At 69.0% G+C, this 26,682-nt stretch carries 24 protein-coding genes and 1 tRNA gene; 15 read left to right on the forward strand and 10 right to left on the reverse strand.

Annotated features, from left to right (window positions below):
* Positions 1 to 4 precede the first annotated feature (4 nt).
* The 3 genes from HNV26_RS20685 to HNV26_RS20695 all read left to right on the forward strand — a co-directional run bounded on the left by HNV26_RS20685 (position 5) and on the right by HNV26_RS20695 (position 2,043).
* Complete coding sequence (locus tag HNV26_RS20685) at positions 5 to 526, forward strand: Erp protein (RefSeq protein WP_171442919.1); 522 nt, start codon at positions 5 to 7, stop codon at positions 524 to 526.
* 127 nt (positions 527 to 653) lie between these two features.
* The gene (locus HNV26_RS20690; RefSeq protein ID WP_366816910.1) at positions 654 to 1,355 is read left to right on the forward strand and encodes an MOSC domain-containing protein; all 702 of its coding nucleotides are present in this window, start codon (positions 654 to 656) and stop codon (positions 1,353 to 1,355) included.
* Positions 1,356 to 1,509: 154 nt separating this feature from the next.
* Positions 1,510 to 2,043, forward strand: a complete 534-nt coding sequence (locus tag HNV26_RS20695; protein ID WP_171442921.1) for a hypothetical protein — start codon at positions 1,510 to 1,512, stop codon at positions 2,041 to 2,043.
* A gap of 149 nt (positions 2,044 to 2,192) precedes the next feature.
* Here HNV26_RS20695 and HNV26_RS20700 read toward each other — a convergent pair whose 3' ends face one another.
* Entirely contained in the window at positions 2,193 to 2,411 is a 219-nt protein-coding gene (locus HNV26_RS20700) for a hypothetical protein (RefSeq protein WP_253816846.1), read from the reverse strand.
* Positions 2,412 to 2,668: 257 nt separating this feature from the next.
* Here HNV26_RS20700 and HNV26_RS20705 point away from each other — a divergent pair, with 257 nt between their 5' ends.
* The 6 genes from HNV26_RS20705 to HNV26_RS20730 all read left to right on the forward strand — a co-directional run bounded on the left by HNV26_RS20705 (position 2,669) and on the right by HNV26_RS20730 (position 9,644).
* Complete coding sequence (locus HNV26_RS20705) at positions 2,669 to 3,940, forward strand: hypothetical protein (protein WP_171442923.1); 1,272 nt, start codon at positions 2,669 to 2,671, stop codon at positions 3,938 to 3,940.
* Positions 3,941 to 4,006: 66 nt separating this feature from the next.
* Positions 4,007 to 6,133: a glycogen debranching protein GlgX gene (gene glgX, locus HNV26_RS20710; protein WP_171442924.1), complete on the forward strand. Its 2,127-nt coding sequence runs from the start codon at positions 4,007 to 4,009 to the stop codon at positions 6,131 to 6,133.
* 127 nt (positions 6,134 to 6,260) lie between these two features.
* Positions 6,261 to 6,911, forward strand: a complete 651-nt coding sequence (locus HNV26_RS20715; RefSeq protein ID WP_171442925.1) for a class I SAM-dependent DNA methyltransferase — start codon at positions 6,261 to 6,263, stop codon at positions 6,909 to 6,911.
* A 309-nt stretch (positions 6,912 to 7,220) separates the two neighbouring features.
* Positions 7,221 to 7,550, forward strand: a complete 330-nt coding sequence (locus HNV26_RS20720) for a hypothetical protein (protein ID WP_253816847.1) — start codon at positions 7,221 to 7,223, stop codon at positions 7,548 to 7,550.
* 99 nt (positions 7,551 to 7,649) lie between these two features.
* On the forward strand, positions 7,650 to 8,435 hold the full coding sequence (blaMYX, locus tag HNV26_RS20725; protein ID WP_171442927.1) for an MYX family subclass B1 metallo-beta-lactamase: 786 nt from the start codon (positions 7,650 to 7,652) through the stop codon (positions 8,433 to 8,435).
* Positions 8,436 to 8,675: 240 nt separating this feature from the next.
* The gene (locus tag HNV26_RS20730) at positions 8,676 to 9,644 is read left to right on the forward strand and encodes a hypothetical protein (RefSeq protein ID WP_253816848.1); all 969 of its coding nucleotides are present in this window, start codon (positions 8,676 to 8,678) and stop codon (positions 9,642 to 9,644) included.
* Positions 9,645 to 9,674: 30 nt separating this feature from the next.
* Here HNV26_RS20730 and HNV26_RS20735 read toward each other — a convergent pair whose 3' ends face one another.
* Positions 9,675 to 10,517, reverse strand: coding sequence for a hypothetical protein (locus tag HNV26_RS20735; RefSeq protein ID WP_171452856.1), 843 nt, complete (start codon positions 10,515 to 10,517; stop codon positions 9,675 to 9,677).
* A 974-nt stretch (positions 10,518 to 11,491) separates the two neighbouring features.
* On the opposite strand from HNV26_RS20735, the gene HNV26_RS20740 reads away from it, so the two are divergent.
* From HNV26_RS20740 to HNV26_RS20750, 3 genes are all read left to right on the forward strand, one after another.
* Positions 11,492 to 11,556: transfer RNA gene (locus HNV26_RS20740), tRNA-OTHER, on the forward strand.
* 313 nt (positions 11,557 to 11,869) lie between these two features.
* A complete protein-coding gene (locus HNV26_RS20745; protein ID WP_171442929.1) occupies positions 11,870 to 12,994 on the forward strand; it encodes a slipin family protein in 1,125 nt (374 codons plus the stop codon).
* A gap of 55 nt (positions 12,995 to 13,049) precedes the next feature.
* A complete protein-coding gene (locus HNV26_RS20750) occupies positions 13,050 to 14,864 on the forward strand; it encodes an acyl-CoA dehydrogenase (protein ID WP_090486671.1) in 1,815 nt (604 codons plus the stop codon).
* 66 nt (positions 14,865 to 14,930) lie between these two features.
* Here the strand turns inward: HNV26_RS20750 and HNV26_RS20755 are convergent, their stop codons facing one another.
* Together HNV26_RS20755 and HNV26_RS20760 are read right to left on the reverse strand one after the other, a co-directional pair.
* Positions 14,931 to 16,046, reverse strand: a complete 1,116-nt coding sequence (locus tag HNV26_RS20755) for a putative NPN-dependent ornithine cyclodeaminase (protein WP_171442930.1) — start codon at positions 16,044 to 16,046, stop codon at positions 14,931 to 14,933.
* A gap of 208 nt (positions 16,047 to 16,254) precedes the next feature.
* Entirely contained in the window at positions 16,255 to 16,899 is a 645-nt protein-coding gene (locus tag HNV26_RS20760) for a protein-tyrosine phosphatase family protein (RefSeq protein ID WP_171442931.1), read from the reverse strand.
* Positions 16,900 to 17,049: 150 nt separating this feature from the next.
* On the opposite strand from HNV26_RS20760, the gene HNV26_RS20765 reads away from it, so the two are divergent.
* Entirely contained in the window at positions 17,050 to 17,760 is a 711-nt protein-coding gene (locus tag HNV26_RS20765; protein ID WP_171442932.1) for a C40 family peptidase, read from the forward strand.
* A gap of 220 nt (positions 17,761 to 17,980) precedes the next feature.
* Here the strand turns inward: HNV26_RS20765 and HNV26_RS20770 are convergent, their stop codons facing one another.
* The 5 genes from HNV26_RS20770 to HNV26_RS20790 form a co-directional block, all read right to left on the reverse strand.
* The gene (locus HNV26_RS20770; RefSeq protein ID WP_171442933.1) at positions 17,981 to 18,754 is read right to left on the reverse strand and encodes a hypothetical protein; all 774 of its coding nucleotides are present in this window, start codon (positions 18,752 to 18,754) and stop codon (positions 17,981 to 17,983) included.
* 10 nt (positions 18,755 to 18,764) lie between these two features.
* Entirely contained in the window at positions 18,765 to 19,298 is a 534-nt protein-coding gene (locus tag HNV26_RS20775; protein ID WP_366816911.1) for a hypothetical protein, read from the reverse strand.
* A gap of 178 nt (positions 19,299 to 19,476) precedes the next feature.
* Positions 19,477 to 21,084, reverse strand: coding sequence for a DUF4419 domain-containing protein (locus tag HNV26_RS20780; RefSeq protein WP_171442934.1), 1,608 nt, complete (start codon positions 21,082 to 21,084; stop codon positions 19,477 to 19,479).
* Positions 21,085 to 21,240: 156 nt separating this feature from the next.
* Positions 21,241 to 22,314, reverse strand: coding sequence for a type IV pilus twitching motility protein PilT (locus tag HNV26_RS20785; RefSeq protein WP_171442940.1), 1,074 nt, complete (start codon positions 22,312 to 22,314; stop codon positions 21,241 to 21,243).
* 72 nt (positions 22,315 to 22,386) lie between these two features.
* The gene (locus tag HNV26_RS20790; protein ID WP_171442935.1) at positions 22,387 to 23,604 is read right to left on the reverse strand and encodes a metallophosphoesterase; all 1,218 of its coding nucleotides are present in this window, start codon (positions 23,602 to 23,604) and stop codon (positions 22,387 to 22,389) included.
* A 178-nt stretch (positions 23,605 to 23,782) separates the two neighbouring features.
* Here HNV26_RS20790 and HNV26_RS20795 point away from each other — a divergent pair, with 178 nt between their 5' ends.
* Positions 23,783 to 24,307: a hypothetical protein gene (locus HNV26_RS20795; RefSeq protein ID WP_171442936.1), complete on the forward strand. Its 525-nt coding sequence runs from the start codon at positions 23,783 to 23,785 to the stop codon at positions 24,305 to 24,307.
* Between the two features lie 54 nt (positions 24,308 to 24,361).
* Positions 24,362 to 25,159: a TIGR00266 family protein gene (locus tag HNV26_RS20800; protein ID WP_171442937.1), complete on the forward strand. Its 798-nt coding sequence runs from the start codon at positions 24,362 to 24,364 to the stop codon at positions 25,157 to 25,159.
* A 31-nt stretch (positions 25,160 to 25,190) separates the two neighbouring features.
* Here the strand turns inward: HNV26_RS20800 and HNV26_RS20805 are convergent.
* The coding region (locus tag HNV26_RS20805; protein WP_301340300.1) for an MYXO-CTERM sorting domain-containing protein at positions 25,191 to 26,682 on the reverse strand (1,492 nt) is incomplete at its 5' end.

A 26,682-nucleotide genomic window follows, 5' to 3' on the forward strand; every position in this document is an offset into this window, starting at 1 on the left:
CAGCATGGCGAACCAGATGAAGCGGGGTTGGATGTGGGCCGGAGCACTGGCGGGTACCCTGGCGTTGGGGACCGCGTGTAGCGCGACGGAGGCTCCGGTGCAGGTGGCGCAGGTGGACCCGTCCACCGGACAGACGGTGACGCCAGGCACCGCGCCGGGCAACACCACGCCGGGCACGGGCCCCGGCACGACGCCGCAGACGGGCTCGACGAACACGAACCCCAACACCCTGCCCCCGGCGACGAACCCCAACACCCTGCCCCCAGGAACGTCCACGACGACGCCGGGCACGGGCGGCTCCGGCGCTACGGGCACCACGCCCTACAACACGGGCGCGGAGGGCGCCACGTCCACCGTTCCGGGCACCACGCCCTACAACACGGACGCGGGCACGGGCGGCTCCGGAGTGCTGCCCACGCCAGGCATCGGCACCACGCCCGGGCTCGACGCTCCGACGGGCACCGGGACGTCCAACACCGTCCCCGCGCCCTCCGGCGTCATCAACGACGGCGGCACTGGCTTCTAGCCCTCGCGGCGTCACCCTGAAGCAGCGCCCCATCCGGCACCGCGGGATTCGCGGCGCCGCTGATGGGGCGTTGCCATGCTGGACAGGCGCGTCCGCGCCTGCTTTGTCCGCGGGCATGGAGACCCTCGTGACGCGCTTGTTGTCGCTGCGAGTGGGCATGCCCCGGGAGCTGGGCGTGGCGGGCGCCGCCTCGCCGCTGGAGCGGCCCTGGACCAGCGCCATCTTCAAGGAGCCCGTGACGGGCCCGGTGTGGCTGTCACGCACGGGGCTCGCCGGAGATGGCCAGGCGGACCGCAAGGTTCACGGAGGCCCGGAGAAGGCGGTCTTCGCCTATCCCGTCACGCACTACGACTTCTGGCGTGAACGCCTGGCGCGCGCCGACGTGGGCCCCGGCGCCTTCGGTGAGAACTGGGTGCTCTCCCAGGTCACGGAAGCGGACGTCTGCATCGGAGACGTGCTGCGTGTGGGCGGCGCACGCGTGCAGATATCCCAACCTCGCCAGCCCTGCTGGAAGCCCGCGCGCCGCTGGGGACAGCGCGACCTGTCGTTGCTGCTCCAGCAGACCGGCCGCACCGGCTGGTACTACCGCGTGTTGGAGGAAGGGCCCGTCCAGGAAGGCGACGCGATGGCGTTGCTTGAGCGCCCCTTTCCCACCTTCACCATCGCCTTCGCCAACCACGCCATGCACGGCCACGCGCCGGAGGACGCCGCGCGGCTGGCGGAGTGTCCCTTGCTGACGCCGAACTGGCGTGACTCGCTCCGCAGACGCGCGCAGGGCAACCGGGGAGACGACCGCCCGCGGCTGGTGGGCCCCAACAGCGCCCACTGAAGACATTGCCCGCACGGCAAGCCGTCCCCGCGTCTCATTTCCACCGCCGCCTGAAGAGCAGGCGGCCATGGGAGGGGCCTCTAGCAGACCGGCCATCGGCTGCTCACGTTCCCGGCCAGCAGCAGTCAGACACAAACCGACCGGAGAACGAACCATGACGAAGTTCCTCAAGACGAAGGCCGTCCTTGCCTCTCTCGCCGCCGGTGCCCTCGCGTTTGGCACTGCCTGTAAGTCCGACTCGGGCGCGACCCGAGAAACGACAGACACCACTGACACCAGCGGCATGGGCACGATGAGTGACCCAAACACCGGCACGAGTACGGACACCCGCACGGACACCACGACACCACCTGGCACGGGCGGCACGGGCATGGATGACCCGGCCCTGTCGCCCGATTCGGAGACCGTGGACCCGAACAGCGTGGACCCCAACGCGGACCCGACGCTGACCCCAGGCACCGGCGGCACCGGCAGGGAGGTGGACCCGAACCTCGACCCGGACATGAGCAGCGAGCCGGGCACGGGCGGCGCGGGTGACGTGGAGCCGCTCGACAACACGGACACCGGTGAGATGGATGCCAATGACGATTCCACGCTGGAGCCAGGCACCGGCGGCAGCGGCATGACGGACCCGGACACCCGGATGACGCCGCCCACGCCGCTCCCGGAGAAGGGGACGACGCGCTAGGCCGGCCCTCACTTCACGGAAACAAGACGATGCCCGCGGCGACCGTGCCGCGGGCATTGCCCGTTGTGGCGCAAGACACGACAGCGAAAGAGACGATGCCCGCGGCGCCTGTGCCGCGGACATCGCCCTGTGTGTCATCAGCGTGGGACTCAGCTCACGCTGAAGCCAGGATACGGCTGCGGCGACTTCACCGGCTCGATGATGCGTTGGCTGCCACCCGTCCCCGGCGTACCGGCGGGACCACCCTCCGGCTTCAGCGCGGGCGGACTGCCGCGCGGCGAGCGCTGCCCGTCCTCGGTGTCTGCATTCCGGTCAGGCGCGGTGGGTACGGCTTCAGGTGGAGTGTGCAGCACGTCCTTCTTGCTCATGGCGGCCTCCTTTCCTCCAACCTGGGGCCCCCCTCCGCAATGGGCACCTGGCATCTGGCCGCCTGCCCGAACGGATGCTGATGACTTTCACTTGAAGCCCCGCACACGGCCCGCCGTATGGATGAACCCACGCCTGCCGTGCGTGACCACGTTGAGGACGAGCGGGCAGCCACTGCCCGTCGGTGGCACCTTCGAGGAGAGCCACGCTGAAATAGTGAACCGAACCTGAAGCGCGGTTCAGAATCTGGTGGGATGCGATGAGCGTGAAGTTGGCATTGGCCGGCAGGCGACGGAGAAGCGAACACCTGTTCTCCCCTCCTGAGGGCCCCGTCCCCTGGCTCCAGCGGATGTCGTCGTGGTTCCACGAGCACCATGGCGAGCTGCTCGAAAGCGCCGTACCGGGCACCGGCCCCCAGGGTGCCCCCACGCTCCGGCTGCGGCTGCATCCGGCGGCGGGCGAGGTCGTGTTGGCGGCCACCTCGGGCGCCCACGTCTCCGTGTCCGCGGAGACGTCCGCCGTGGGCCCCGGCTACCACCGCTTCCTCTGCGACACGCTGAGGGCCATGGGTGACGCGCTCGGCATCTCATGGGCGGAGGGCCGCGCGTCGTCGAAGGGGGGCGACCCCACCGGCTACTTCCACACGGGAGACGCCGGGCCCGTGGATGTGCACATGCTGGCGTCGCTCCAGGAAGCCGTGGGGTGGGTGCTGCGCATGCGCCGTCAGGGCGAGTCCGGCTTCGCGCTGTCCATGCGCTTCGGCCACACCTTCGAATATCCCGGTGCGCTGCTGACGCCGCTGGGGCCTCGCGACGCGCGCTGGCTGGAGGACGTGTACGAGGACCCGCGCAGGGGCATCGACGTGTTCCCCTGGTGGACGCCGGGCATCGACGCGCGCATGCGGCTCAATCGCGCGCGGTGCCACCTGTGGACGGACGTGGTCTGGCGCCCACCGCTGCTGAACGGCGAGCGGAACCTGATGCGCGACGTGGCCCGCCTGCTGGAGCAGGCCTGGCGCGAGGACCCGTCCCTGGCCTATCCGTGGCGGGAGTGGCAGGAGGTGCTCGGCTTCCTGGGCGTGGGAGGCACCCTGGCCGAGGAAGTCCACCAGCGCGCCTCGCGGGCACCCGGCGGCCCGCCCATGGGCTACCGGCGCGGCGAGGTCCAGGTGGCGCTGCCGGCGGGTTGGGAGATTCGCATCCCGGGGTCGCTCGCGGAGGCGCACCTGCAGGATGGGACATGGGTGGCTCGGGACCATCGGCGCAGCGTGCGCTTCGTCCCCTTGGAGGACGGTGGCGCCGCCAGCCTCATGCCCTCCTTCATGGAGCGCCGCGCGATGGACCTGGAGCACCACGGCAAGCGGGTCAGCGGACGGGCCTCACTCCGCATGGAGCCGGGCGAGTGCCGGCTGACCGCCCTGTGTACCTCGGGCAAGCGCCGCGCCCTGTGCGTGGTGAGCTTCGACGACCCGGACGAGCAGGACTGGGCCCTGGGGACCTGGCGCTCACTGGACCACGCTGTCGCCGCGTGACGCTTGCCAGCCCAGAGGTGCAATCCCACATTGGGCAGGCCTTTCCATCAGAATCGAGAGCCTGCAATGAGTCGGGAAGTCTGGCCGGGCAAGCCCTGGCCTCGTGGCGCCACCTTCGATGGTTCAGGGGTCAACTTCGCCATCTACTCCCAGGTCGCGACCCGCGTGGAGGTCTGCCTGTTCGACCCCGCGGACCCGGCGCGTGAAATCGAACGGTTCGGCCTGCCGGAGTCCACGGACTTCGTGCACCACGGCTACGTGCCGGGCCTGGAGCCAGGCACGCTCTACGGTCTGCGCGTTCATGGCCCCTACGAGCCCGCCAAGGGCCACCGCTGCAATCCGCACAAGCTGCTGGTGGACCCCTACGCCAAGGCGCTCTACGGCGACGTGGACTGGCGCCAGCCGGTGTTCGGCTATCCGCTGGGGCACGAGCAGCAGGACCTGGCGCGAGACGAACGCGACAGCGCGGCGGGCGTGCCCAAGTCCGTGGTGGTGAGCGACTACTTCGACTGGGGCAATGACCGGCGCCCGGACATCAGCTGGCGCAAGACGGTGCTGTACGAGGCCCACGTGCGCGGCCTCACCATGCGCCACCCTGGCGTGCCCGAACACCTGCGTGGCACCTACGCGGGCCTGGCCTGCCCCCCCGTCATCGAGCATTTGCAGAAGCTGGGCGTCACGTCGGTGGAGCTGCTGCCGGTGCATGCCTTCGCGGACGACTCGTTCCTCGACGACAAGAAGCTGTCCAACTTCTGGGGCTACAACACGCTGGGGTACTTCGCGCCGGAGCAGTACTACGCCAGCCGCAAGACGCCCGGCGCCGCCGTCGCCGAGTTCAAGGCGATGGTGAGGGACCTGCACGCCGCGGGCATCGAGGTCATCCTCGACGTCGTCTACAACCACACCTGCGAGGGCAACCACCTGGGGCCCACGCTGTCGCTCAAGGGCATCGACAACGCGAGCTACTACTGGCTGATGCCGGACGGGCGGCACTACCTGGACTTCACCGGGTGCGGCAACAGCGTCAACGCGTCCAACCCGCCAGCGGCGCGGCTCATCATCGACAGCCTCCGCTACTGGGTGACGGAGATGCACGTGGACGGGTTCCGCTTCGACCTCGCCACGGTGCTGGGCCGCACGGGCGAAGGTGCGTTCGACCGCAACGCGGCGCTGTTCCAAATCATCCACCAGGACCCGGTGCTCGGCCGCGTGAAGCTCATCGCCGAGCCCTGGGACGTGGGCCTCGGCGGCTACCAGGTGGGCGGCTTTCCCCCGCCCTGGCGCGAGTGGAACGGCAAGTACCGGGACGCACTGCGCCGCTTCTGGAAGGGGGATGAGAACCTCGCCAGCGAGATGGGCTACCGGCTCACGGGCAACGCGGACCTGTACGCGGAGGCGCGCCGGCGGCCCCAGGCGAGCATCAACTTCGTCACCGCGCATGACGGCTTCACGCTGCACGACCTGGTGACGTACAGCCACAAGCACAACGAGGCCAACGGCGAGCACAACCGCGACGGCGCGGACGACAACCAGTCATGGAACTGCGGCGTGGAGGGTGAGACGGACGAAGCGGACGTCATCGCCCTGCGCGAGCGGCAGAAGCGCAACCTGCTGGCCTCCCTCTTCCTGTCCACCGGCATCCCGATGATTGTCTCGGGTGACGAGATGGGCCGCACGCAGGGGGGCAACAACAACGCCTACTGCCAGGACAACGCGTTGTCGTGGGTGGATTGGAACCTGGATGAGCGGCGGCGGAAGCTGCTGGCGTTCACGCGCAAGCTCATCCACTTCCGCCACCGCCAGCCGGTGCTCCAGCGCCGCCGCTTCTTCAAGGGCCAGCACCTGTGGGACTCCGAGCACAAGGACCTGACGTGGTTCCGGCCGGATGGCACAGAGATGAAGGCGGAGGACTGGGAGCAGCCCTTCGTGCGCTCGCTGGCGTTCCTCCTGGGCGGCGACGCCATCCCCACGCCGGACGAGCGCGGGCAGCGCATCATCGGTGACGCGCTGCTGATACTGCTCAACTCGCACCATGAGCCGGTGACGTACAAGCTGCCGCCCACCGCGCAGGGCCAGCGCTGGGAGCTGGAGCTCTGCACCACCGACGACAACCGGGGACCGGAGCCGGTGAAAGGTGAGACGTTCGAGCTCATCGGCCGCTCGCTCGCGGTGCTCCGGCAGGTCGCGGACTGAGGCAGATGCCGCGTGCTAGGGTTCTCCGCCGAGGCCTTCCCCGGCGGGTACGGTAAGCCGGCGCCGGAGCGCGCCCCTGAGCGAAGCAGGTCCGCCACCGGGGCCGCTCGCACGAGCCGGAGGAACCGTGTCGCGGGATGCACAGGAAGAGGGCGTGAAGCAGGTGTACGGGGAGATTGCCTCGGCCTACGAGGCGCTCTTCCCCGCCCTGCACCGGTACGAGGAGCGGGTGGAGCGGTTCCTCGCGGCGGTGGTGGCGCCCGGCGCCCGCGTGCTCGACGTGGGGTGCGGGCCGGGGCTCCACACCCGGGGACTGGACACCTCCGTCGCAGTGGTTGGCACCGACCTCTCCGAGGACATGCTCGCGCTGGCTCGGACAGCGCGGCCGGGTGGCGCGTGGCATGTACACAGCTACCACCAGCCGATTCCTCCTGACTGGGGCCGCTTCACCGTCGCGCTCGCCATTGGCTGCCTGGACTTCTGCGACGACCTGCCGCGCGTCCTGAAGCACCTCGCGGAGGCGCTGGAGCCGGGCGGCAAGCTGCTCCTCACCGTGCTGGAGCGGCGGCCGGGGTTGGACGGGCACGAGGCGCCCGTGCAGCCGATTCAAACGGCGGGGCCGGCGGTGACGCTGCACCTGTACTCATTCGAGGAGACCGCCCGGGCCGTCACGGAAGCAGGGCTACTCCCACGCACGTACGCGCATGCGCCCGGCTGGGTGCAGCTCACGGAACAGCGGACCATGTGGTTCGGGTGGTGGGAGGTGGAGCGGCGCTGAGCGCGTGGCTCCTGAACCACGCTTCTGGTGCATGAGGGCCACAGCCCGGCCACTCCAGGGTGTGCACGAGGCTTGCACTGGACTGCGCCCAGGAGGCATCGACACGTGATTCGGCTGCGCTGGACCTTCATCGGGGCGTCTTTTCTGGCAATGGCCGTGGGCTGTGCGGAGGCCCCCCTCCGCGACGACACAACGCCGCCGGGCGTGTCGATTGCGCTCGTGGAGGGCGGATGCGACCCCGAAACGAACTTCCGGTGCTTGTGCGCAGGGAACGCCGGAGACGCGGCGCCCCACCTTCAGGAGATCGGCGTGGACCTGGACGCCCTGCAAAAGAACGGTTGGCCGTGCGTACCGGGTGACTTCGACCAGGATGGAGAGCAGGACTATGCCTTTCCGGGCGAGGGCTACGCGTGCAACCGGCCCGTCCCGGTGCGGGTGCTCTTCACGCGAGGCGGGCACCTGCGTGAAGTCCAGACGCTGCCGCGCAGGTTGAGTTGCCTTCAGCGCTACGTCTCCAATGACGCGTCCCTGCCCCCGGGCCAAGGACTGGTCGACTGGGGTGAAGGGAATGCCACCTGGCTCTACCGGTTCGACAGCGAGGGCTGGCTCGCCACGTCCCATCTCTCCGAGGCGCACTGATTCGGTATGCACCGCGCCAGGTCCCAGGCCCGCCTCGGCGTGCCGCTCGAACTCCTCCATTCCCCGCCGCGGCATCGCCGCTACCGAGGCCATTTGACGATGACGCTGCTTCCCCTTCGTTGGTTCTGTGCCGGTGCTCTTCTCATCCCCCTGAGCACCGCCTGCTCCCGCTCCACCCCGGCCGCGACAGTGGAGCGGAACACCCCCGTGGAGGCGCAGTCCCAGGGTCCGGACGAGTACGTGCTGGCAGATGACGTGAGCGTGCGGAAGCTGGCACCTGGCGTGTGGTTGCACGTCACGGTGGTGACGTTGAAGCCATTCGGTCGCGTCTCCACCAACGGGCTCATCATCGAGGACGGTGAAACGTCCTTGCTGGTCGACACGGGCTGGGATGCACGGCAGGGCGCGCTGCTGCTCGACTGGACCCGGGACACGCTTCGGCGGCCGGTCCGCACGGCGGTGGTGACGCACTTCCATGAGGATCGCCTCGGCGGTGTTCCGGCGCTCGTCCCGCATGGCATCCCCGTCCATGGATTGGAGGAGACGGCGCGGATTGCCGCGTCCCTGGGACTGCCAGGCCCCTCGGAGACCTTCGCGGAGGCGAGCACGGTGGGCTCCCTGGAGCTCTTCTTCCCGGGGGCCGGCCACGCGAAGGACAACATCGTCGTGTGGCACCGGGACAGCGGCGTGCTGTTCGGCGGCTGCTTCGTGAAGGACGGCGCCTCGACGAACCTGGGCAACGTAGCGGACGCGGACGTGGCGGCCTGGCCCACGAGCTTGTCGCGAATGCGGCAACGGTTTCCGGAGGCACGCGTGGTGGTCCCAGGACACGGACAGCCCGGTGGGCCGGAACTGCTGAGCCACACGGAAGCGCTGCTCCGCTGAGCGGCCTCGCGGAGCAACCGGGCAGGCGCGGGCGATGTGACTGTGCCTCGGCCACACGGGCCGGAGCGTTGGCCAACACACCGTGGTGGGTCGTTCCGCGCTCGCTCGCCTGCCGTTGAAGGTCTGTCCCTGGACATTCCCACACGGCTCCAGGGTTCACAGACATGGGCGCGGGCCCTTGCCGTTCCTACCGTCCCGCGGAGAAGCACGGGCCAATGGGCGTAGGGGACGGAGGGAGACATGAGGCTTGTGGCTGCGGTGTCGCTCGCGATGGTGGCGAGCGCGTGTACCTCGGTGCGGATGGAGCAGCGGGACGGTTGCTGGGTGAAGCAGACCCGGGCCTTTCCCTCCACGCTCAAGGAGGAAGTGGGGCCCTGCGCCCGGCCTGTGCCCGTGTGGTCCGAGGACCGGCTCACGCGGCTGGTGCAGGAATGCGTGATGCACACGGACTACCGCTGGCAGAGCAGCGCGTTGGTGGCGTGGAACCGGAGCGAACCCCTGCCGGAACGGGCGTCCGAGGAGAAGGTTCTCGCGGCCTGCATGGCCCGGGCGGAGACCATCCTGAACACGGAGAAGGGCGCGCTGGAGCAGCGGCTGAGCGAGGTGGTGCAGGAGCGGGACACGCTGAAGGCGAGCATCGAGAACGAGCGCAATCAGCATCAAACCACCCTCACGGAGCAACTCACGCGTCACGACGCCAGCATGGAGCGGGCGCGCAACCAGATGCATGAGAGCAACAACCTGCTCGCGGAGGCGCTGGGCGAAGCAGCGAAGAAGCCCGCGCCCTCCGCGGTGGCGACGGCCACCTCCACGTCCAGCAGCGAGGGACTGGCGAACACGCAGACAGACTCCACGCAGCGCAGCGACGCGGCGCTCCGGGGTGACGTGTCGTCCTCGGCTCGACGGAGCTCGTCGTCACAAGGGACACAGACCGCGCCACCGCCGAAGGTGATGAAGCCCATCATCGACACAGACACGCCGCCCATGTGCGAGCTGTCTTCGGCGACGGTGGCGAAGGCGAATCAGTCGCGCTCGTCCTCGGGGAAGAAGCGGCCCGGTGCCCGGAACGCGGCCGAGTGCATGCAGATGAAGCCCGAACCATCCTTCCAGCCCGCCGAGCCGGAGGAGGCCATCCTGGCAACGCCCGCGCAGCAGACGGCGAAGGCGCCCATCCCACTGGTGCCCCAGGACGCTGACGCCGTGAAGTAACGCCGAGGCACGCAGCCGCAGGCCGCCCTCTTACACAAAGTGGGCGGCCTCCAGTGCATACCCCTGCGCACGCATCGCCTGCAGTGCGTCGCGGAGGCGCGGGGAGATGAGCAAACGTGGCTCGGGCCTCAGTTCTCCACGCCGGTCCCCGAACAACTTGTCGGTCACCCACAAGTCAGCGCCATCGTGGCTGGCTCGGTCGACGTACAGCTCCGAAATCTGGTTGAGACCAGCGGTGTGGCCCGAGGGGCAGCGGAATACGTTGCGCTCGTCGAGGTCGAACGGGTTGTTTCCCGCCACCGTCCTCGCATTCAGCGTCAGGGGCTTCGAAGTGACGACAAGCTGGAACCAATCCGAAGGCAGGAGCTTGCCCCTCCCCTGATGAAGCACCGGCCGGAACTCCGCACCGCGAAGACCGTGCATCTGGAAAGCCGACGCGAGCCGTGATGACACCACCACCTCTCCAGCGAGGGTCTGGGCGATGTCCTTGCCCTTCGGAATGCGTCGGGTGTCGAGAATGAGGTCGGAGACTTGCCGAGCGCCTGCGCCACAGTGCCGGCAGGTGGATGACTCATCATACGTCGTACCGCACATGGCCCCTGTCGGCTCGAAGTGCGCGCGAACGACGAGATTGAGCACCTCCGCGGATTGAAGCTCCCGTGCCGTGTAGCGCCGGTGCAGCCGCCAGGACATGAAGAACGCGCCACCATGCTTCGCGTAAGCGTGGTTGAGCTGTGCAATCCGTGCGACGCAGGCATCGTCGACGGGCAGCACCACCTTGCGGATGGAGCCGCCCAACGAGACGCCGAGCCCCGGGTCAAGGTGCTCCCGAGCATCCCGCTCGGCGATTCTGAACTCGATGGTCTCTCGCATGCTCAAGGCGTGATGCCAATCAACTGGGGAATGGGATACTCGGAGTAGACCTCCAAGAGAATCTTTTGAAGTTCCTGCGGTGTGGGGCGACGCCCCTGGCCATACGGCCAGGCTCGGCGGAAATGTTGCGTCACGGCTTTGTGGTACGCGGTCGGCAACCGGTACGTCTGCCCGTTATTCGCGCCGCCCAGGTACAACGGGATGAAGTGGTGGTTCTCATACCCAATGCTGTTCGGGTAGGTCGCTTGAGCCGCCTACAGCCGCTGCTGGTAGACCTGCCGAGCCTGGACGACCACCGCATGGTCCGCGCTCCGGCGAGCAGCGACCTGGGTCTGCATGGTTGATGGCCGAGGATTGAGCGCTGGCGGCTGGCGACTCGGGCGACCTCCTCCTCCTCGCCTCACTGGCCGAAGCGCGAGTGGCTCCGTTCCGGCGTACCCAGCGCCTTCATCCCACCCCAGGGGAAAGAAGGCACCGTGGGACTCCCCCTGCCCTTCAACTGACGGCGACACGACATAGGCAGCGCCCGCCTCCAGCGATGACGAAGCCTCCCTTCCAGCGACACAGGCCCACTGAAGCAGAAGCAGTGCGACGCCCATCGGAACAAGTCTCGACTGACGCAATGGAACCACTCCTCGCGCATGCGAATAGGAAGGCTCGGCGCCCGACTTCCGATGCCTGAGTCCCGATGCGGAGCGCGACCCGGCCATTCCAGCATGCGCAAGGGCAGCCTGAACACCGGCGCCTTTCGCCATGTCAGACTCCACGCCACGGGCCGTCGCTCGACCTCGGCGGAATCCAGAGGCGTCACGGGGCTGTCCCCGGGCTCCCAGCTCCGGACATGGGCGCGCTGCACCCAGGTTCCGGCGCGGGTGTCCCCGGGTCCATCGCTCGCGGTGGTTTCCTCATGTCGGACCGCCCGGCCGGGCCCCCGTCGGGTCCAACAGGAAGCAGGCGTCTGATGCGCCTGGCTCCGAACTAGCTCACTGGTAGAGCACAGGTCCAAATCCTGCGGAGAAGGTTCGATTCCTTCGTTCAATCCAGAGGGCTCCGCCGCGACCTGACGCGAGCGCGGGTCCACCGCTTCCCACTCCTCCCACCTCGATGCCCGGTGTTCCGCCAGGGCGACAAGGCCCCTTCCGAGCCGTCAACGGAAGCCCCTGCCGCCGTCCGCGGAGGTGCCCGGCGCGCAGGCGCGAGCAGCCAGGAAGCGGCCAGGACAGGCAGTCCGCGCTCCACGTCCGTGAACGGTGGGGCCCTCGCTTTTCAGCAGTACCCGGGACACGCGCGACGACGCGCACTGAAACGTCCCGGTTCTTCAAGCTCCCCCGGCGGGGGAAAGGAGGTGCGCGATGAGCATCATGCGTGTGGATATCGGGCAGAATGAGCGGGCGTTCGTGCTGGTGGACGAGAAGCCGGAGCGCTACCTCGTTCCCGGCCGGTACTGGCTGCTCCACCCCTTCCGAAAGGTGCGACTGGTGCGCGTGAGCACCGAGCAGCCGCTCGTCCAGCTCGACCCGGCGTTCCTGGCCCTCGTGCCGGAGACGGACCTGCAGGTCGTGGAGCTGAGCGCCGACGAGCGCGCCATCCTCTTCCACAAGGGCCGCCCCGTGCGGTGGCTCGGCCGGGGCCTGCACCAGGTGTGGACGGTGGAGCGCCTTCCCAGCCGTCAGCTGACGCCCGGCGCGCCCACCGTGCGCGTGGAGCGCGTGGACACCTCGGGTGTCACCACGGCGCCGATGCGTGACGACGTGCGCGCCCTGGTCCCCGCCAGCGACTACACGGAGGCCACCGCCACCGAGGGCACCGTCGTGCTCCGCTACGTGGATGGCGTGCTGGACGCCGAACTTCCTCCGGGCCGCCACGCCGCGTGGACCGTCGCCCGCAAGGTACAGCTGGCCGTCATCGACCTGCGCGAGCGCCTGCTCCACGTCACCGGCCAGGAGGTGATGACGAAGGACCGCGTCACGCTGCGCCTCAACCTGTCAGCGGCCTTCCGCGTCTCGGACGCGCGCCGGCTCGCCGTCGTGTCCCGCGCTCCGGATGACGTCCTCTACCTGGCCATGCAACTGGCCGCGCGCGAGGCCGTGTCGGAGCGGACGCTGGATGAGCTGCTCGCATCGCGAGAAGCCGTGGCCGAAAGCCTCTTCACCCAGGTGAAGGACCGCGCCCACACGGTGGGCCTGGACCTGCTGCGCTTCGGCATCAAGGACGTCGTCCTCCCGGGGGAGATGAAGGAGCTGCTCAACCGCGTCATCCAGGCGCAGAAGGAAGCGGAGGCCAACGTCATCCTGCGGCGCGAGGAGACGGCCGCCACCCGCTCCATGGCGCAGACGGCCAAGGTGCTGGCGGAGAACCCGCTGCTGGTGCGCCTCAAGGAACTGGAAGCCTACAAGGACCTCGCGTCCAAGGTGGGGCAGGTGCACCTCGTCCTCGGCGAGGGCGCGGTGCCCACCCTGCAGCTCAAGAGTCACTGACTCGCGAATCAATCTCGGGTTAGCCTCGCGGCCCCACACCCGCGAGGAGCCCGAGATGTCGTCTTCGAACCACTACGTCCCCAACCTGCGCGATATCGAGTTCAACCTCTTCGAGTTCCTCGATATCGGCCGAGCCTCGCTGGGCCACGCACCCTTTGGCGACCTGGACGAGACGGCCGCACGCCAGATGCTTCAGATGTTCGCCCAGCTCAGCACCAACGAGCTGGCCCAGAGCTTCGAGGAGCCGGAGCACAACCCGCCGAAGCTCGAGAATGGCGAGGTGACGCTGCCGCCCGGACTCAAGAAGGCGATGAACGCCTTCTTCGACGCGGGCATGCACCTGTTGGAGCAGCCGCCACACCTGGGTGGCCTGGGCGCGCCGCCCTCCCTGGGCTGGGCCGCGTTCGAGCTGCTGGTGGGCGCCAATGCCTCGCTGGCCTTCTACACGCTGGGCAACCTGCTGGCGCGCATCATCGACCGGCTGGGCACGGACGCGCAGAAGCAGCGCTTCCTGCCGCACATGCTGGACCGCCGCTGGGGTGGCTCCATGGTGCTCACCGAGCCCGACGCCGGCAGCGACGTGGGCGCCGCCCGCACCAAGGCCCGCCGTGTCTCCGACGACGTCTGGGAAATCGAAGGGGTGAAGCGCTTCATCACCAACGGCGACTCGGACATGTCCGAGAACATCATCCACATGGTGCTCGCGCGTCCGGAAGGCGCGGCGCCCGGCACCAAGGGCCTGTCGCTGTTCGTCGTGCCCAAGTACTGGGTGAACGAGGACGGCAGCCTGGGTGAAGCCAACGGCGTGGTGTGCACCAAGCTGGAGAAGAAGATGGGGCTGAAGGGCTCCGTCACCTGTGAGCTGACCTTCGGCGACGGGAAGCCCTGCCGCGGCCTGCTGCTGGGCGAGGTCCACGACGGCATCCGGCAGATGTTCTACATCATCGAGCAGGCCCGCATGGCGGTGGGCGTGAAGTCCATGGCCACGCTGTCCGCCGGCTACGGCCGCGCGCTGGCCTTCTCCAAGGACCGCCTCCAGGGCGCGGACCTGATGCAGGCCCGGGACAAGACGGCGCCCCGCGTGCCCATCTTCCGTCACCCCGACGTGCGCCGAATGCTGATGGCGCAGAAGGCCCACGCGGAGGGCATGCGCGCGCTGTGCCTCTACACCGCGTTCATCCAGGACGGCGTGGAGCGCAAGGGCGGCCACCGCGCCACCGAGGCGGGTGAGCTGGACACGCTCAACGACATGCTGCTGCCGCTGGTGAAGGGCTACTGCTCGGAGAAGGCCTACGAGCTGCTGGCGCTGTCGCTCCAGGTCCACGGCGGCTCCGGCTACCTGCAGGACTATCCGGTGGAGCAGTACATCCGGGACCAGAAAATCGACACGCTCTACGAGGGCACCACGCACATCCAGGCGCTCGACTTGCTCATGCGCAAGGTGGCGCGCGACGGCGGCGCGACGCTCCAGGGCCTGCTGTCCCAGATTCGCGAGACGGCCGAGCGCACCGGAGAGGGCAAGGAGCTGGAGGCCGAGCGCGCCGCGCTGGGCCGCGCGCTGGGCGACCTGGAGACGATGCTCGGCACGCTGATGGGCAAGCTGGGCGAGTCCGTCTATCACGTGGGCTTGCAGGGCAACCGCGTGCTGGCCGCCGTCGCGGAGGTCGTCATCGGCTGGCTGCTGGTGCGCCACGCGGAGGTCGCGCTGGAGCGCATGAAGAGCAACCCCGGGGACCGCGCCTTCTACGTGGGCAAGCTCGCCAGCGCCCGCTGGTTCTGCCACGAGGTGCTGCCCGGCGTCGCCCACGCCGCCCGCATGGTGGAGCACGGCAACCTGGACCTGATGGAGGTGCCGGAAGAGTCGTTCTGACGCGAAGACACCCAGGCGAGCCTGGCCACTGATGCCAGGCCCGCCGTCGCGGCCGGGAGGCGCTCGCTACTTCCTCAGCGCGTCCCCCGGCACCGGCAGCCCGCGCGCCGCCAGGTCACGCTCCACGTACAGCCGCAGGACATGCATGAAGTCCTGCGCGTTCGTCACCACGCCAAAGGCCTGGTGCGTGCCGCGGTCCTTCAGCTTGCTCACCACGAACTCGGACGAGTCCACGCAGATGGTGGGCAGCTCTCGCAGCGAGCCGTCCTTCTCCGTGACGAACGCCGGCAGCATGTTTCCGGTGGCGATGGCATGCAGCGCCGTGGCGATCATCACCGCCATGGTGGACTTCACCGCGTGCTCGCGCATCGCCACCTGCGCCTCCAGGTTGTCCGTCACCACGTCCGGAAGCGGCCCGTCGTCACGGATGGAGCCCGTCAGCACGAAGGGCACCTTGTGCACCACGCACGCGTGCATGATGCCGTTGGTAATCACCCCGGCCTCCACCGCCTTGGCGATGGAACCCGCCGCCCGCACCTTGTTGATGGCGCGCATGTGCAGGCCGTGGCCGCCCGAGGTGGCCTCGCCCGAGCCGCTCATCCCCAGCGTGGTGCCGAAGATGGAGGCTTCGATGTCATGCACCGCCACCGCGTTGCCCGCCAGCAGCGCGCCCACGAAGCCATTGGCGACGAACCACGTCATGTCCGCGCGCGCTCGCGAATGCACCAGCGCCGGCCCCGTCACCCAGATGGGGTAGCCCCCGCGCTCCCGCTCGTCCACCAGCACCCGGGCCATGTGCGCGTAGTCGATGGGCTTCTCGCGGGACACCGCGCTCGTCATGAACTTGAACTCCCCCTCGCCCTCATCCGCGAGGTAGGCGGCGTTCACGAACACGCCTTCGCTGCCGTCCTCCGCGAAGCCCACCACCACGCGCTCGCCCGCACGCACGCGACGGCCTTCGCGAATCCACAGCTCGCCTTGCGCATCCAGCACCAGCGCCCCGTCCATGCGCGGCTCGCGCGGCATGCGCCACGCGCCGCCCACGCGCACGTAGGTGGGGAGATTCGTCGTGGTGAAGAAACCCTCCGGCAACACGCCGTCCGCGGGCGCAGGCTGGAAGCGCGCGTCCGGACAGGAGGCGAAACGCGCGGCCGTGAAGTCAGGATGAGGAATGGAGCTCACACCAACACCATGCGCGGAGCCTTGGCCCGCTTCAAGCGCCTCGGCACCCGCCAGCCACCAGATGTCAGGGGACGACAGTAAAGCCGGGATTGCACGTCATTACATCCGCGCGTCCACACCCACCAGGCACTGACCAGCGCCCGCGCCTCCGTGGTCGGCTCCACTTCTCGCGGATGCGCTCCGGACACACCAGCATCGCGGCGCTCCCTCAGTCCTCATTCTCGCGGGAAGCGGGTGGCGGCTGGGTCAGGTGGCTGTGCGCAATCGCGGCCAGCTCCTCCAACGTGGGCACACGCCACGTCGCCGCGTTCCGCTGACGCCAGGCCTCCGCCCACGCCATGAAGGTGCGCAGTTGCTCCGTGCTGGGTGACACCTGCCAGCGCCGCCGCTTCGCCAGGGACAGCGCCTCCAACGGCGGATGCCCCAGCGCCACCAGGACGCACAAGGCGAGCAGCGCGCTGCGCCCCACCCCATGCTCACAGTGGATATAGACCTTGTGGCCCCGGGCCAGCTGGTCCGTCACCCACGCGACGCCGTCATCCAGCCGGTCGCCACGGATGGCCCGGAGGTCCTCGGTGGGCAGGTGCAACAAGGTGATGCCGTGCTCGCGCAGGACGTGCTCGTCATCACAGGCCTCCACCCGCACGTCCACCACACAGCGGATGCCAAGCGCCCCCGCGAGGTGCTCCGCCGTATCGATGGGGAAGCGGCCCCCCACCGCCAGCGAGGGCAGCACCCAGTCCAGGTTCAATCTCCGGGACAGCGCGCTCATGCCGCCCAAGGTAGGGCAGCTCGCTGGCGCTGGCAGCCTCCGCGGAGGCCAGGACGCCTTTTGAAGTGTTTTTCGACCCACCGTCGGGGAAATTCGCTGGAATCACGGGGGGTTCCGGGGCGCTGGCCTTGAAAATCAAGAGGCACGCAACTCCGGGTCTCAGGCTTCGAGAATAGGTGCAAGACGCACATGCGGCGCCCTCGCGCCGCTCCAGAGCCTACGGAGCCCCCCATGAGCAGCAGCTACCGCATCAAGTCGGGCGACACCCTCTCCCACCTGGCGCAGCGCTACAACACCAGTGTCAGCGCGCTGATGAAGGCGAATCCGCAGATCAAGAACGCGGACCTCATCTACGCCGGCAAGTCGCTGAACATCCCCGGTTCGAAGGACTCCTTCGAGAGCGGCTCCGCGGGCCGCGCGGGTGGCGCCACGGGCGGCGGCGGCAGCAGCGGCGGTACGCAGGACGTGCAGGGCCCCAGCAGCTCCGGCCCCGGCATCCGCGGCCCCAAGGGCAGCCCCTTCGAAATCGCGTCGCAGCACCTGGGCAAGAACGCGGGCTCGCTGAAGCTGGAGAAGAACGGCGTGGGCGCGGACATGGAGGACTGGGTCCCCAACAACGTCAACTGCGCCAACTTCGTGTCCGCCGTGCTGGAGCAGTCCGGCCAGATTTCCGACTCGCAGCACGACAACAGCGTGATGGGCCTGATGGCCAAGCTGGACAGGGACCCCCAGTTCAAGCGCATCGACCTGAAGGACGCGAAGCCGGGTGACGTGGTCTCCATGAAGACCAACGGCGGCCAGCACGTGGTGATGTTCGCGGGCTGGAAGGACGGCAAGCCGACGTTCATCGGCTCCAACAACGTCAACTCGGATGGCTCGCAGCGCGTCACCATCTCCAGCATGAACTACCCCATCATGGCGGTGCACCAGTACCGGGGCTGAGCGCCCGCACAGTCATGAGCGAGCACCCACGGGGCTCCGCGTCCGACCTTCTCGTCGGGCCCGGGGCCCCGCTGGCGTTCAGGCCCCCCGCGACGACTCAGCGTCGCGGCGCCAGCGACAGCGCGGCCAGGATGAGCGGGCTGCGCCCAGCTTCGCGAGCCCCTCCCGGTAGGCGTGTCCCGGCTCCTCGCCGAGCACGACCCGCCCAAGCTGTGAGCGCTCAGGGCGCGCCGCGGCCCGCGTGCAGGCAGACCACGGCCTCATCCAGCAGGTCGAGCGCCGCGTCTGACCAGCCCCGCAGCTTCATGCGCGGGGACACAGACGCGGTGAAGGGGATGAGGCCGGCGACGGCCGCGTCCTCGATGAGCTGGGCCTGTTGCTCGGGGTTGAGCTGAGCCCAACGCTTCTCGCGGCTCACGCCCTTGCGCCAGTCGTATCCATCGCCGGACCACTGCGCGGCCAGCGCGGCGCTCAGGTAGGCCGTGCCGCCGTGCTGGTGCTGCCACACGTGCGTCAGCTCATGAACGAGCAGGCCGAAGTCCACGCCCCCACTCCGAGGCGGAACGAAGACGGTGTTGCCGTGCGCGAAGGCCCGCCCGGGGAGGCCCAGCAGGCCCAGCCGGCCGACCTTCAACCGCACCACCGCGTAGTTCAGGCTGTCTCCGAAGATGGGCCGCAGGCGGGAGATTTCCTCCGCCGAGAGGCGGCGGCCCGGCGGCTCCAGACCGACCAGCACCTGCACCGAGCTGAGCACGCGCCCGCCCACCATCAACACGGCATCCGCGGGGAGCTGCGCCACGCGCGTCAGGCCCTGTCCCAGTTGGGGCAGTCCCTCACGAGGCCGGCCGCGCGCGCACTGCGCCACGCCTCCGCCCATCGCCTTCAGCACCACGCCCACGCTGCGAGCCACGCCCACCGACGCGCTCGAGAAACCCGTGAGCAGACCCCGGCCCGCATCCACCAGCCGCTCGGAGAAGGGGGCCGCGTGGCTCATGCCATGTTCCTCAGCGCCCCGCGGTCATGGCGCGCAGCCCGGAGAGCCCCATGACGGACTCCACCAGCGTGCGCAGCGCGCCCGGGCGCCACGGGCGGGACAGCGCGAAGTGCGTGAGGCTGGAGGCGCTGTAGGCCGCCGCCACCTCGGGACGGAAGTAGGACGATACGAGGATGCGTGGCCCCGCCAGGTCGCGCTCCACCAGCCGTGCCAGGAAGGTCGGCACGGCCGCTCGCGCCACGGAGTCCAGGTCCACGATCACCGCCTCGGGCACCACGCCCAGGTCCATCCGCCGATCCGCCGACGCGATGCCCAACGTGGGGACCAGTTCGAAGTCTGACGCCAGCTCGCGGCCCATCGCCAGCCGGAAGAGCGGCTCCTCCGAGACGAGCATCACCCGAGGCCCCTTGGGCGCGCTCCGGTGACGCCGTACGGGCGCGGCAGTGGGCTCGAGGGGCAGACGCAGTGCGCCAGCCTCCACCAGATGGCGGGCATCGAGGAGGGACTGCGCACGGCGAATCAGGGGGGCGGGGGCGCTGGACACAACGCGACAATAACCAGCAATAGCGGAAATATCAACCTTTGCTTCAATTCCTGGACCTTCAAACCCACGGAGTCGGGTGCCCTGAAACGCCCGTTCAGCGGGTCAGAGGTAACACCTATCCACATGTATCGGGTCTGATTTGACCCTGCTATTTCCCTTGGGGATTGCCGCGCGCCCGCTAGCTTCGCGGGAGTTCCCAGGGCAACAGCCGCTCGCCGAGCGTTCCCTGGGTGGGGAGGTCCGTGGAGCCGCCATGCTGGAGCGCCTGGGCGAGGACGGCCACGAGGGAAGTACCGACGACGGGAACCTCTGCGGCCCGTTGCTGGGCGCGCAGGATGGGGATTCCGGGCCGCCCACCGGCCACCGTCCAGCCTTGGATTTCATCCGGCTTGGGCTTCGGCAAAGGCACCAGTTGGCTCGCGTTCAAACGGACGACGCAATGGAGGCCACTGTCCAGTCCATCCCGCCACGCGAGCACGGTGCCATCAGGGAGGTCGACGAGTGCCAGAACCGCCGACACATTGCGCCCATCATTGTCGATGGGGATGCGGACCTCCGCGTGCTCAGAACAGGGCCGGAGGCGCCACGCACGGCCGCCGGGTAGAAGCGTGGCCTCCTGAAGCTGATCATAAAGGGCGTTGAGCTCTGCGGCTCCGCTGAAGGTACCCACGCGGGTGGCGCGTGTCCCTGTGTGCTCCGCGAGGATTCGCTCCACGAGTTCCATCAGCGAGCAGCCATCGCCGCGCCGCACGACGACCCCGGCTCTGGGCAGGAGCGCGCCCGTGCCATCCACCGCCACGCTCAGGACGCCCGCCTCCAGTGTCCACGTCTCACGAAAGACAACGGGCTGTGTCTCCACATGCAGCGCCACGCTCGACAGGTTCGCGGGAACATCCTTCAGCGCCACACCAAGCCGCGGGGCATTCCACGCGAGCGTCGGCGCCGTCGCACGCGAAGCCATCATCTCGGCATGCGAGATGCTCAGGAGCGGGTTCCTCTCCGTGTAGGCCCCACGAGTCGCGACGTAGGGGAACAGCCGCGCCATCCAGCCCGTGGCGAGGTCCACTCCATACGCCGCCTTGGGCTTGTAGAGCTGCTTCCAGTACTCACGGTCGGGGTTCCCTTCGGCCGCGCTCACGAAGGCGTCCACGATGGGCACCAGGGAAGACGTCCACCACGCCAGGTCCAGCTCCTGGATGACGTCGATGCGGCGGCGGATGGACCGCCAGTCCTCGGGCGTCCCCAGCAGGGTGATTCGGGGGATGCCGCAAACACACAGCATCTCATAGTCGAAGTACGGCGACATGGCGTCCATCAGCACCACGTCTCCCGCCATGCGCTCGATGTCGGTGCTGGTGGAGAAATCACACGACAGCAACCGGGGCAGCCCGGGGCCCAGGGCCTGGCGGAGCTGGCAGCGGAACGCGGAGAACAGTATCAGGAAGTCCGCGTCATTCGTCGGCAGCTGATCCACCTCGACGGTCAGCTTCTTGCGGCCTTCATGCTGGACAAGCCGGCCGCGGAGCGCCTCCGCGTTCAACCGGATGTGCTGCGCCACCCCCTGCGCCATCGTGAGCCAGATGGCGTCCGGCGAGAGAACCAGCGGCCGATGCTCGGCGAAGGCCGTGTGGACGGCGGCGAGCAACGGATGCACGCCGTGGGTCTCCAGCACCCGCGTGTCCGGCCCAGGCGCCATCCAGAGCGCGTCCTTCACGAACGTCCCCAACGGCGCGGTGACGGGAGGCGCCGAAGCCTCCTCGACGGCATCCACTTCGAACGTCAGCATCGGCAGCCCCCTCGCAGTGGCGTGGATTGTACAGGGCGCAAGGCTCCCTGCGCGCAGCCGACCTTCGCCTCGGTGGCCCTGTCCTGACGGGGAGCGAGCGCCAGGCCCTCAAGCCCGGGCGAGGCGGCTGCCCGCCCCGTCATCCGGGCCCGGCGCTCACTCGAACTCGAGCGCGCGCTGGAAGTCGGCCGGGTTGGAGGCCGCGCTCTGCGCCGTCTCCAGGGTGATGAGCCCCTCCCGATAGAGCTGCGTCAGGTGTTGGTCGAAGGACTGCATGCCGAACATGTCTCGGCCCTTCTCGATGACGTCCTTCAGCTCGTTGGCGCGGTCGTCGCGGATGTACTGCTCCACCGTCTTCGTCTGCACCATGATTTCCAACGCCACGGTGCGGCCCTTCCCGCTGGCCCTGGGCAGCAGGCGCTGCGACACCGTGGCCTTGAGGCAGTCCGCCAGGCGCATGCGCACCATCGTCTGCTCTTCGGCGGGGAACACCGACACCAGGCGGTTGATGGTGCGTGACGCATCCGTCGTGTGCACCGTGGAGAGCACCAGGTGGCCCGTCTCCGACGCCTTGAGCGCGATGTCGATGGTCTCCGTGTCGCGCATCTCGCCCACCAGGATGACGTCCGGGTCCTGGCGCAGCGCCGCGCGCAGCGCAATCGCGAAGCTCTGCGTATCCGGACCAATCTCCCGCTGGGAGATGGAGGACTTGATGTTCTTGTAGATGAACTCGATGGGGTCCTCGATGGTGAGGACGTGCAGGTTCTCCGTGCGGTTGATGTGGTCAATCATTGCCGCCAGCGTGGAGCTCTTCCCCGAGCCCGTCGCCCCCGTCACCAGCACCAACCCGCGCTCGTTGCCGGCAATCTTCTTCAACACCTGCGGCAATCCCAGCCCGTCAATGGTTGGGATTTCATCCGGGATGATGCGCAGGATGCACGCCAGCGAGCCCCGCTGCCGGTAGATATTCACCCGGAAGCGCGCCACGCCCGGGAGGCTGTAGGACGCGTCGCACTCCTGAAGTGTGTCAATCTGCTTCTTCACCTCGGGGTCCGACACGACATGGACTGCCACCTGTCGCGTATGGTCCGCGTGTAGCTTCTCCATCTTCAAGGGCCGGAGCGCGCCATTGACCCGGTAGATGGGCGGATCCCCCGGCCGGAAGTGGATGTCCGATGCACCGTTCTGCACACCGACCGCGAGCAGCTTGTTGAGCGTTGCCAGATCCAGGGGAGTGACCCTCTTCAGTAAAGAAGGCCCCGGACTCTAGGCGGATACTCAACAGTTGCACATGGTGCGCAATCAACCCGGGGCAGGCACCAGGGTCAGTTCCGCAATCTCAGGCGAGGGCCCCAACCGCAGCGGAGGCCCCCAATAGCCTGTCCCCCTGTGGGTATAGACGCGCACCCCGGCAATGGTTGCCAGACCGCGCACCACCGGCTGCTGCAACTTGATGAGGAACATGAAGGGAAACACCTGTCCGCCGTGCGTGTGCCCGGAAAGCTGCAGGTCCACCACCACGCCAGCCTCCGCCACGCGCAGGGCGGACCGGGGCTGGTGAGCCAACAACAGACGCGGCACGCCCTGCGGCGCCCCGCGCAGCGCCAACTCCGGACGGCTGGCATGCGAGGGGATGATGTGGCCCGCGTCATGGTCCGTCACCCCCGCGATGGTGAGCCGCGCTCCGTCGCGCTCCACCACCCGGTGCTCGTTCTGAAGGACGGTGAGCCCCAGGCGCGCCACCTCCGCTGCCCAGGCCGGTCCCCCGTGGTAGTACTCGTGATTGCCGGTGACGTAGAAGACGCCCAGGGACGCGCGCAGCTCCGACAGGGGCATGACCTCGTCCCGTAGCGCGTCCACGGCGCCGTCCACCAGGTCGCCCGTCACGGCCACCACGTCCGGCTGGAGCGCGTTCACCTGCTCCACCACGCGCCGCAGCCAGCGGCCGTCCAACGTGGGCCCCACGTGGATGTCCGAAATCTGCACCACCTTCAGGCCGCTGAGCCCGGGCGCCAGGCCCACCACCGGCACCGTCACCCGCTCCACCGTCGCCCGGCCACGCGCCGTGATGAAGGCGTACACCACCGCCGGCACTGTCACCCCCACCGCCACCAGGGCCTTGCCCCTGGCCAGGGCCACCGCGTCCGTCACCACGCCCGACCACGACAGGCCCAGCCCCACCAGGTCCGCGACCACCACCGCGCTCAGCAGGATGCCGAAGGCGCCCAGCCACACGTAGGACGTCCACTGGAGCACCTGCGTCCAGAGGGTCGGTTCGCGGCGCGACACCACCATTCCCACCGGCAGCGACAGGAAGAGCAGCGCCACCAGGAAGGGCCCCAGCCATGCCCACGGCAGGGGCAGCCGCGGGCTCACGAACAGGCGCACCGCGATGTACGCGTGCAGCCCGCCCATCAACGTGAGGATGCCACCCAGCGACATCAACCACCGCCATGCCAGCGACAGGGACACGGCGGGCCGCCGGGCCTCCTGCTCCACACCTGGGGTCAGCTCCGCCACGAACGACCACCTCCTTCTCACCGGCACCAGCCCTGACCGCGCCCGGAACGCGGGGACATGACGACCTCCATGGCCGATGCCCGGCAACCCGCCCGTACGCCAGGCGGGCCAACGCCTCATCTCGTGCACCACACCTAAGACACGGGTGACGGGTTGGCGAGCCAGCTACGTTCAACACATGAGAACTTCACGTATCTTCACAGCCGCATTGCTTGCAGCGGCCGGCTCGGCCTGGGCCCAGCCCGTCCAGTACCTGGACCTGCGAACGCCTCGGGTCGCGCTCAACGCGCGTGTCACCGACCGCGACCTCACCAGCCCTGACCTGCAGGTCGGCTTCAGCGACGGCTCCTTTCGAGGCCGCGCCTTCGGCAGGCCCCTCAACCTCACGCTGGACGCCGCGCGGATCCGCGGCATCTATGGAAGCGGCCCCGTGGACCTGCGGATGACGCAGGAAGAAGGAGCCCTGCGCGCCAAGGGCACGTTCGGCGGGCAGCTCACCGACTTCCAGGTGACGCCGCGGACGTTCAAGGGCGACGTGGGCCGGTGCAGCTATCAGCTCACCGCCTCCGAGGAAGGCCGCTATCAAGGCTGGCGTTCGTGCCTCGCCGGATTGGAGAACCCGGTATCGCTGTCGATTCCGCCTGCCATTGGCGGCGACGACGCCCGGCTCGTGGCCACCCTGGCTTTGATTCTGTCGCGGTAGCCCCACCGCTGGGCGGCTATGGTGCGCGCCGTTTCCTCACGACGGAGCGCATCCATGGCACGCATGCACGAAGTGGACTTCCACATCTACGGCGAGGACCTGCAGTTCGTCGAGGTGGAGTTGGACCCCGGAGAAGCCGCGGTCGCCGAAGCCGGCACCCTCATGTACATGGAGGACGGCATCGAGATGGAGACCATCTTCGGTGACGGCTCGGAGAAGACGAGCGGCTTCTTCGGCTCGCTGCTCGGCGCGGGCAAGCGCCTGCTGACGGGTGAGTCCCTCTTCACCACCGTCTTCCTCAACAAGAGCGGGAGCGGCAAGCGCAAGGTGTCCTTCGCCGCGCCCTACCCGGGAAAAATCATCCCGGTGAACCTGCGTGAGCTCGGCGGCGAGCTCATTGCGCAGAAGGACAGCTTCCTCGCCGCGGCCAAGGGCGTGTCGCTGGGCATCGCCTTCCAGAAGAAGCTGGGCACCGGCCTGTTCGGCGGCGAGGGCTTCATCATGCAACGGCTCCAGGGTGACGGGCTCGCCTTCATCCACGCCGGCGGCACGCTGCACGAGCGCACGCTGGGCCCGGGTGAGCTGCTGCGCGTGGACACCGGCTGCATCGTCGCGTTCCAGCCCACCGTGGACTACGACATCCAGATGGTGAGCGGCATCAAGACGGCCTTCTTCGGCGGCGAGGGCCTCTTCTTCGCCACGCTGCGCGGCCCCGGCAAGGTGTGGCTCCAGTCGCTCCCGTTCAGCCGGCTCGCGGGCCGCATCCTCTCCGCCGCGCGCCCGGGTGGCGCTCGCGACGAGGGCAGCGTGCTGGGGGGCGTCGGCCTGGGCAGCCTGCTCGGCGACGACTAGCGCACCGGGCAGGCCGGCCGTTCGCGGACCGCTATCCGCGCCGCCGCCGCGACAGGCCGGCCAGTCCCGCCAGCAACACCCAGGAGCCCACCACGCCCACGGGCGAGGCGCCGCAGCCACACCCCACGTCGAGCGCCGCGGGCCCCCGCACCTCGAAGCCCGTGGTCCGCGAGCGCGCCGGCACGCGACTGGAGGTGACGAGGTACTCCTGCGCCGCGACCTCGTGCGAGCCCACGGACAGCGCGCTCTCGCGGGGCACCTGGTAACGGAAGGCCCCGGTGTCATCGGCCGTCACCGTGGCGACTTCCATGCCGTCCACCTCGATGACCACCGTGGCGCCAGCCGTTGCCGCGCCCGCGAAGAGCGGCGTGGAGTCCACGACCTCGCCATCAGCGGGGACCACCAGCACCGGCCAACCGTCCTCCGGGACCTGGGGGCCACCATCTCCCTGGGACGCGCCCGCATCCTGCCCGGACGTCCCTCCGTCACCCTCGCTGCTCACCGCCTGGGACTCGAATCGGATGGGCTGCGAGTAGGGCCCGCTGATTCCCGCCTCGTTGTGCGAATGAACCGTGACGAAATGAGGGCCCGGCGCCAGCGGCGATTCAGCAGGCCACTGGTAGCGGAAGCGGCCCGCGCCATCCACGGGGATGATGACCTCGGGGCCGTTGTCCACCTCGATGCCCACCGTCTGCCCGTTGGGCGCGACGCCCGCGAACAGCGGCGTGGTTCCCACCGTCTCTCCGTCCTGCGGAATCACCAGGATGGGCTCCACCACCACGCCGCCATCCTCCAGGGTGGCCGCGACAGAGAACGACACAGGCGCGGAGGGCGCGCTGTACGCCCCCATCGCCTCCGTCACCACGTGGACCGTGTGCGTTCCGACATCGAGCGGCGCCTGATACGGAGGAATGCCAGCGGTGAACACACCATCCGCGCCAGAGCTCACCTGAAGCCGCTCCACGCCATCGACGAACACGAGGACTCGAACACCAGGGTCCGCCCGGCCTTCGAAGCGAGGACGGAGAGGAACGCCCACCGCTCCGGACACGGGAGCGCTGACAGACGGCGTCCCGGGCGTGCGGTAGGCCACGTGGTATTCCTCGACGAAGCCTTCGCTCCCCGTACCCGCGCCATGCGTTCCGCCATCCGACGGGGTGAGGGTCCCGGCAACGCCGCCCGACACAATCCTGGGGCACGACGCCGTCGCCCCTTGCAACAGCACAGCGCCGCCACCACCACCACCGCCCGGGCCGAGCACCCAGCCCGGGTAGTTGACGTTGCCACCGTTGCCACCCGCGGCCTGGGCGCTCCCGCAGGACAGTGCGTCCTGCGCGCGAAGGATGAGGACACCGCCCGCGCCACCACCGCCCGCGCCATCGTCGCCCGGCGTGTGGCTGGCGGCGAACCCATCCGCGGAGAAGCGCCCAGCGCCCGAGAACGTCCTGGCCCGGATGAGCACAACTCCGCCGCCCGCGCCGCCACCCGAGCCCAGGTCATCGTTGCCCTCCCCCGCGCCACCG

The organism is Myxococcus xanthus (genome assembly GCF_013116825.1).
Classification (GTDB): domain Bacteria; phylum Myxococcota; class Myxococcia; order Myxococcales; family Myxococcaceae; genus Myxococcus; species Myxococcus xanthus_B.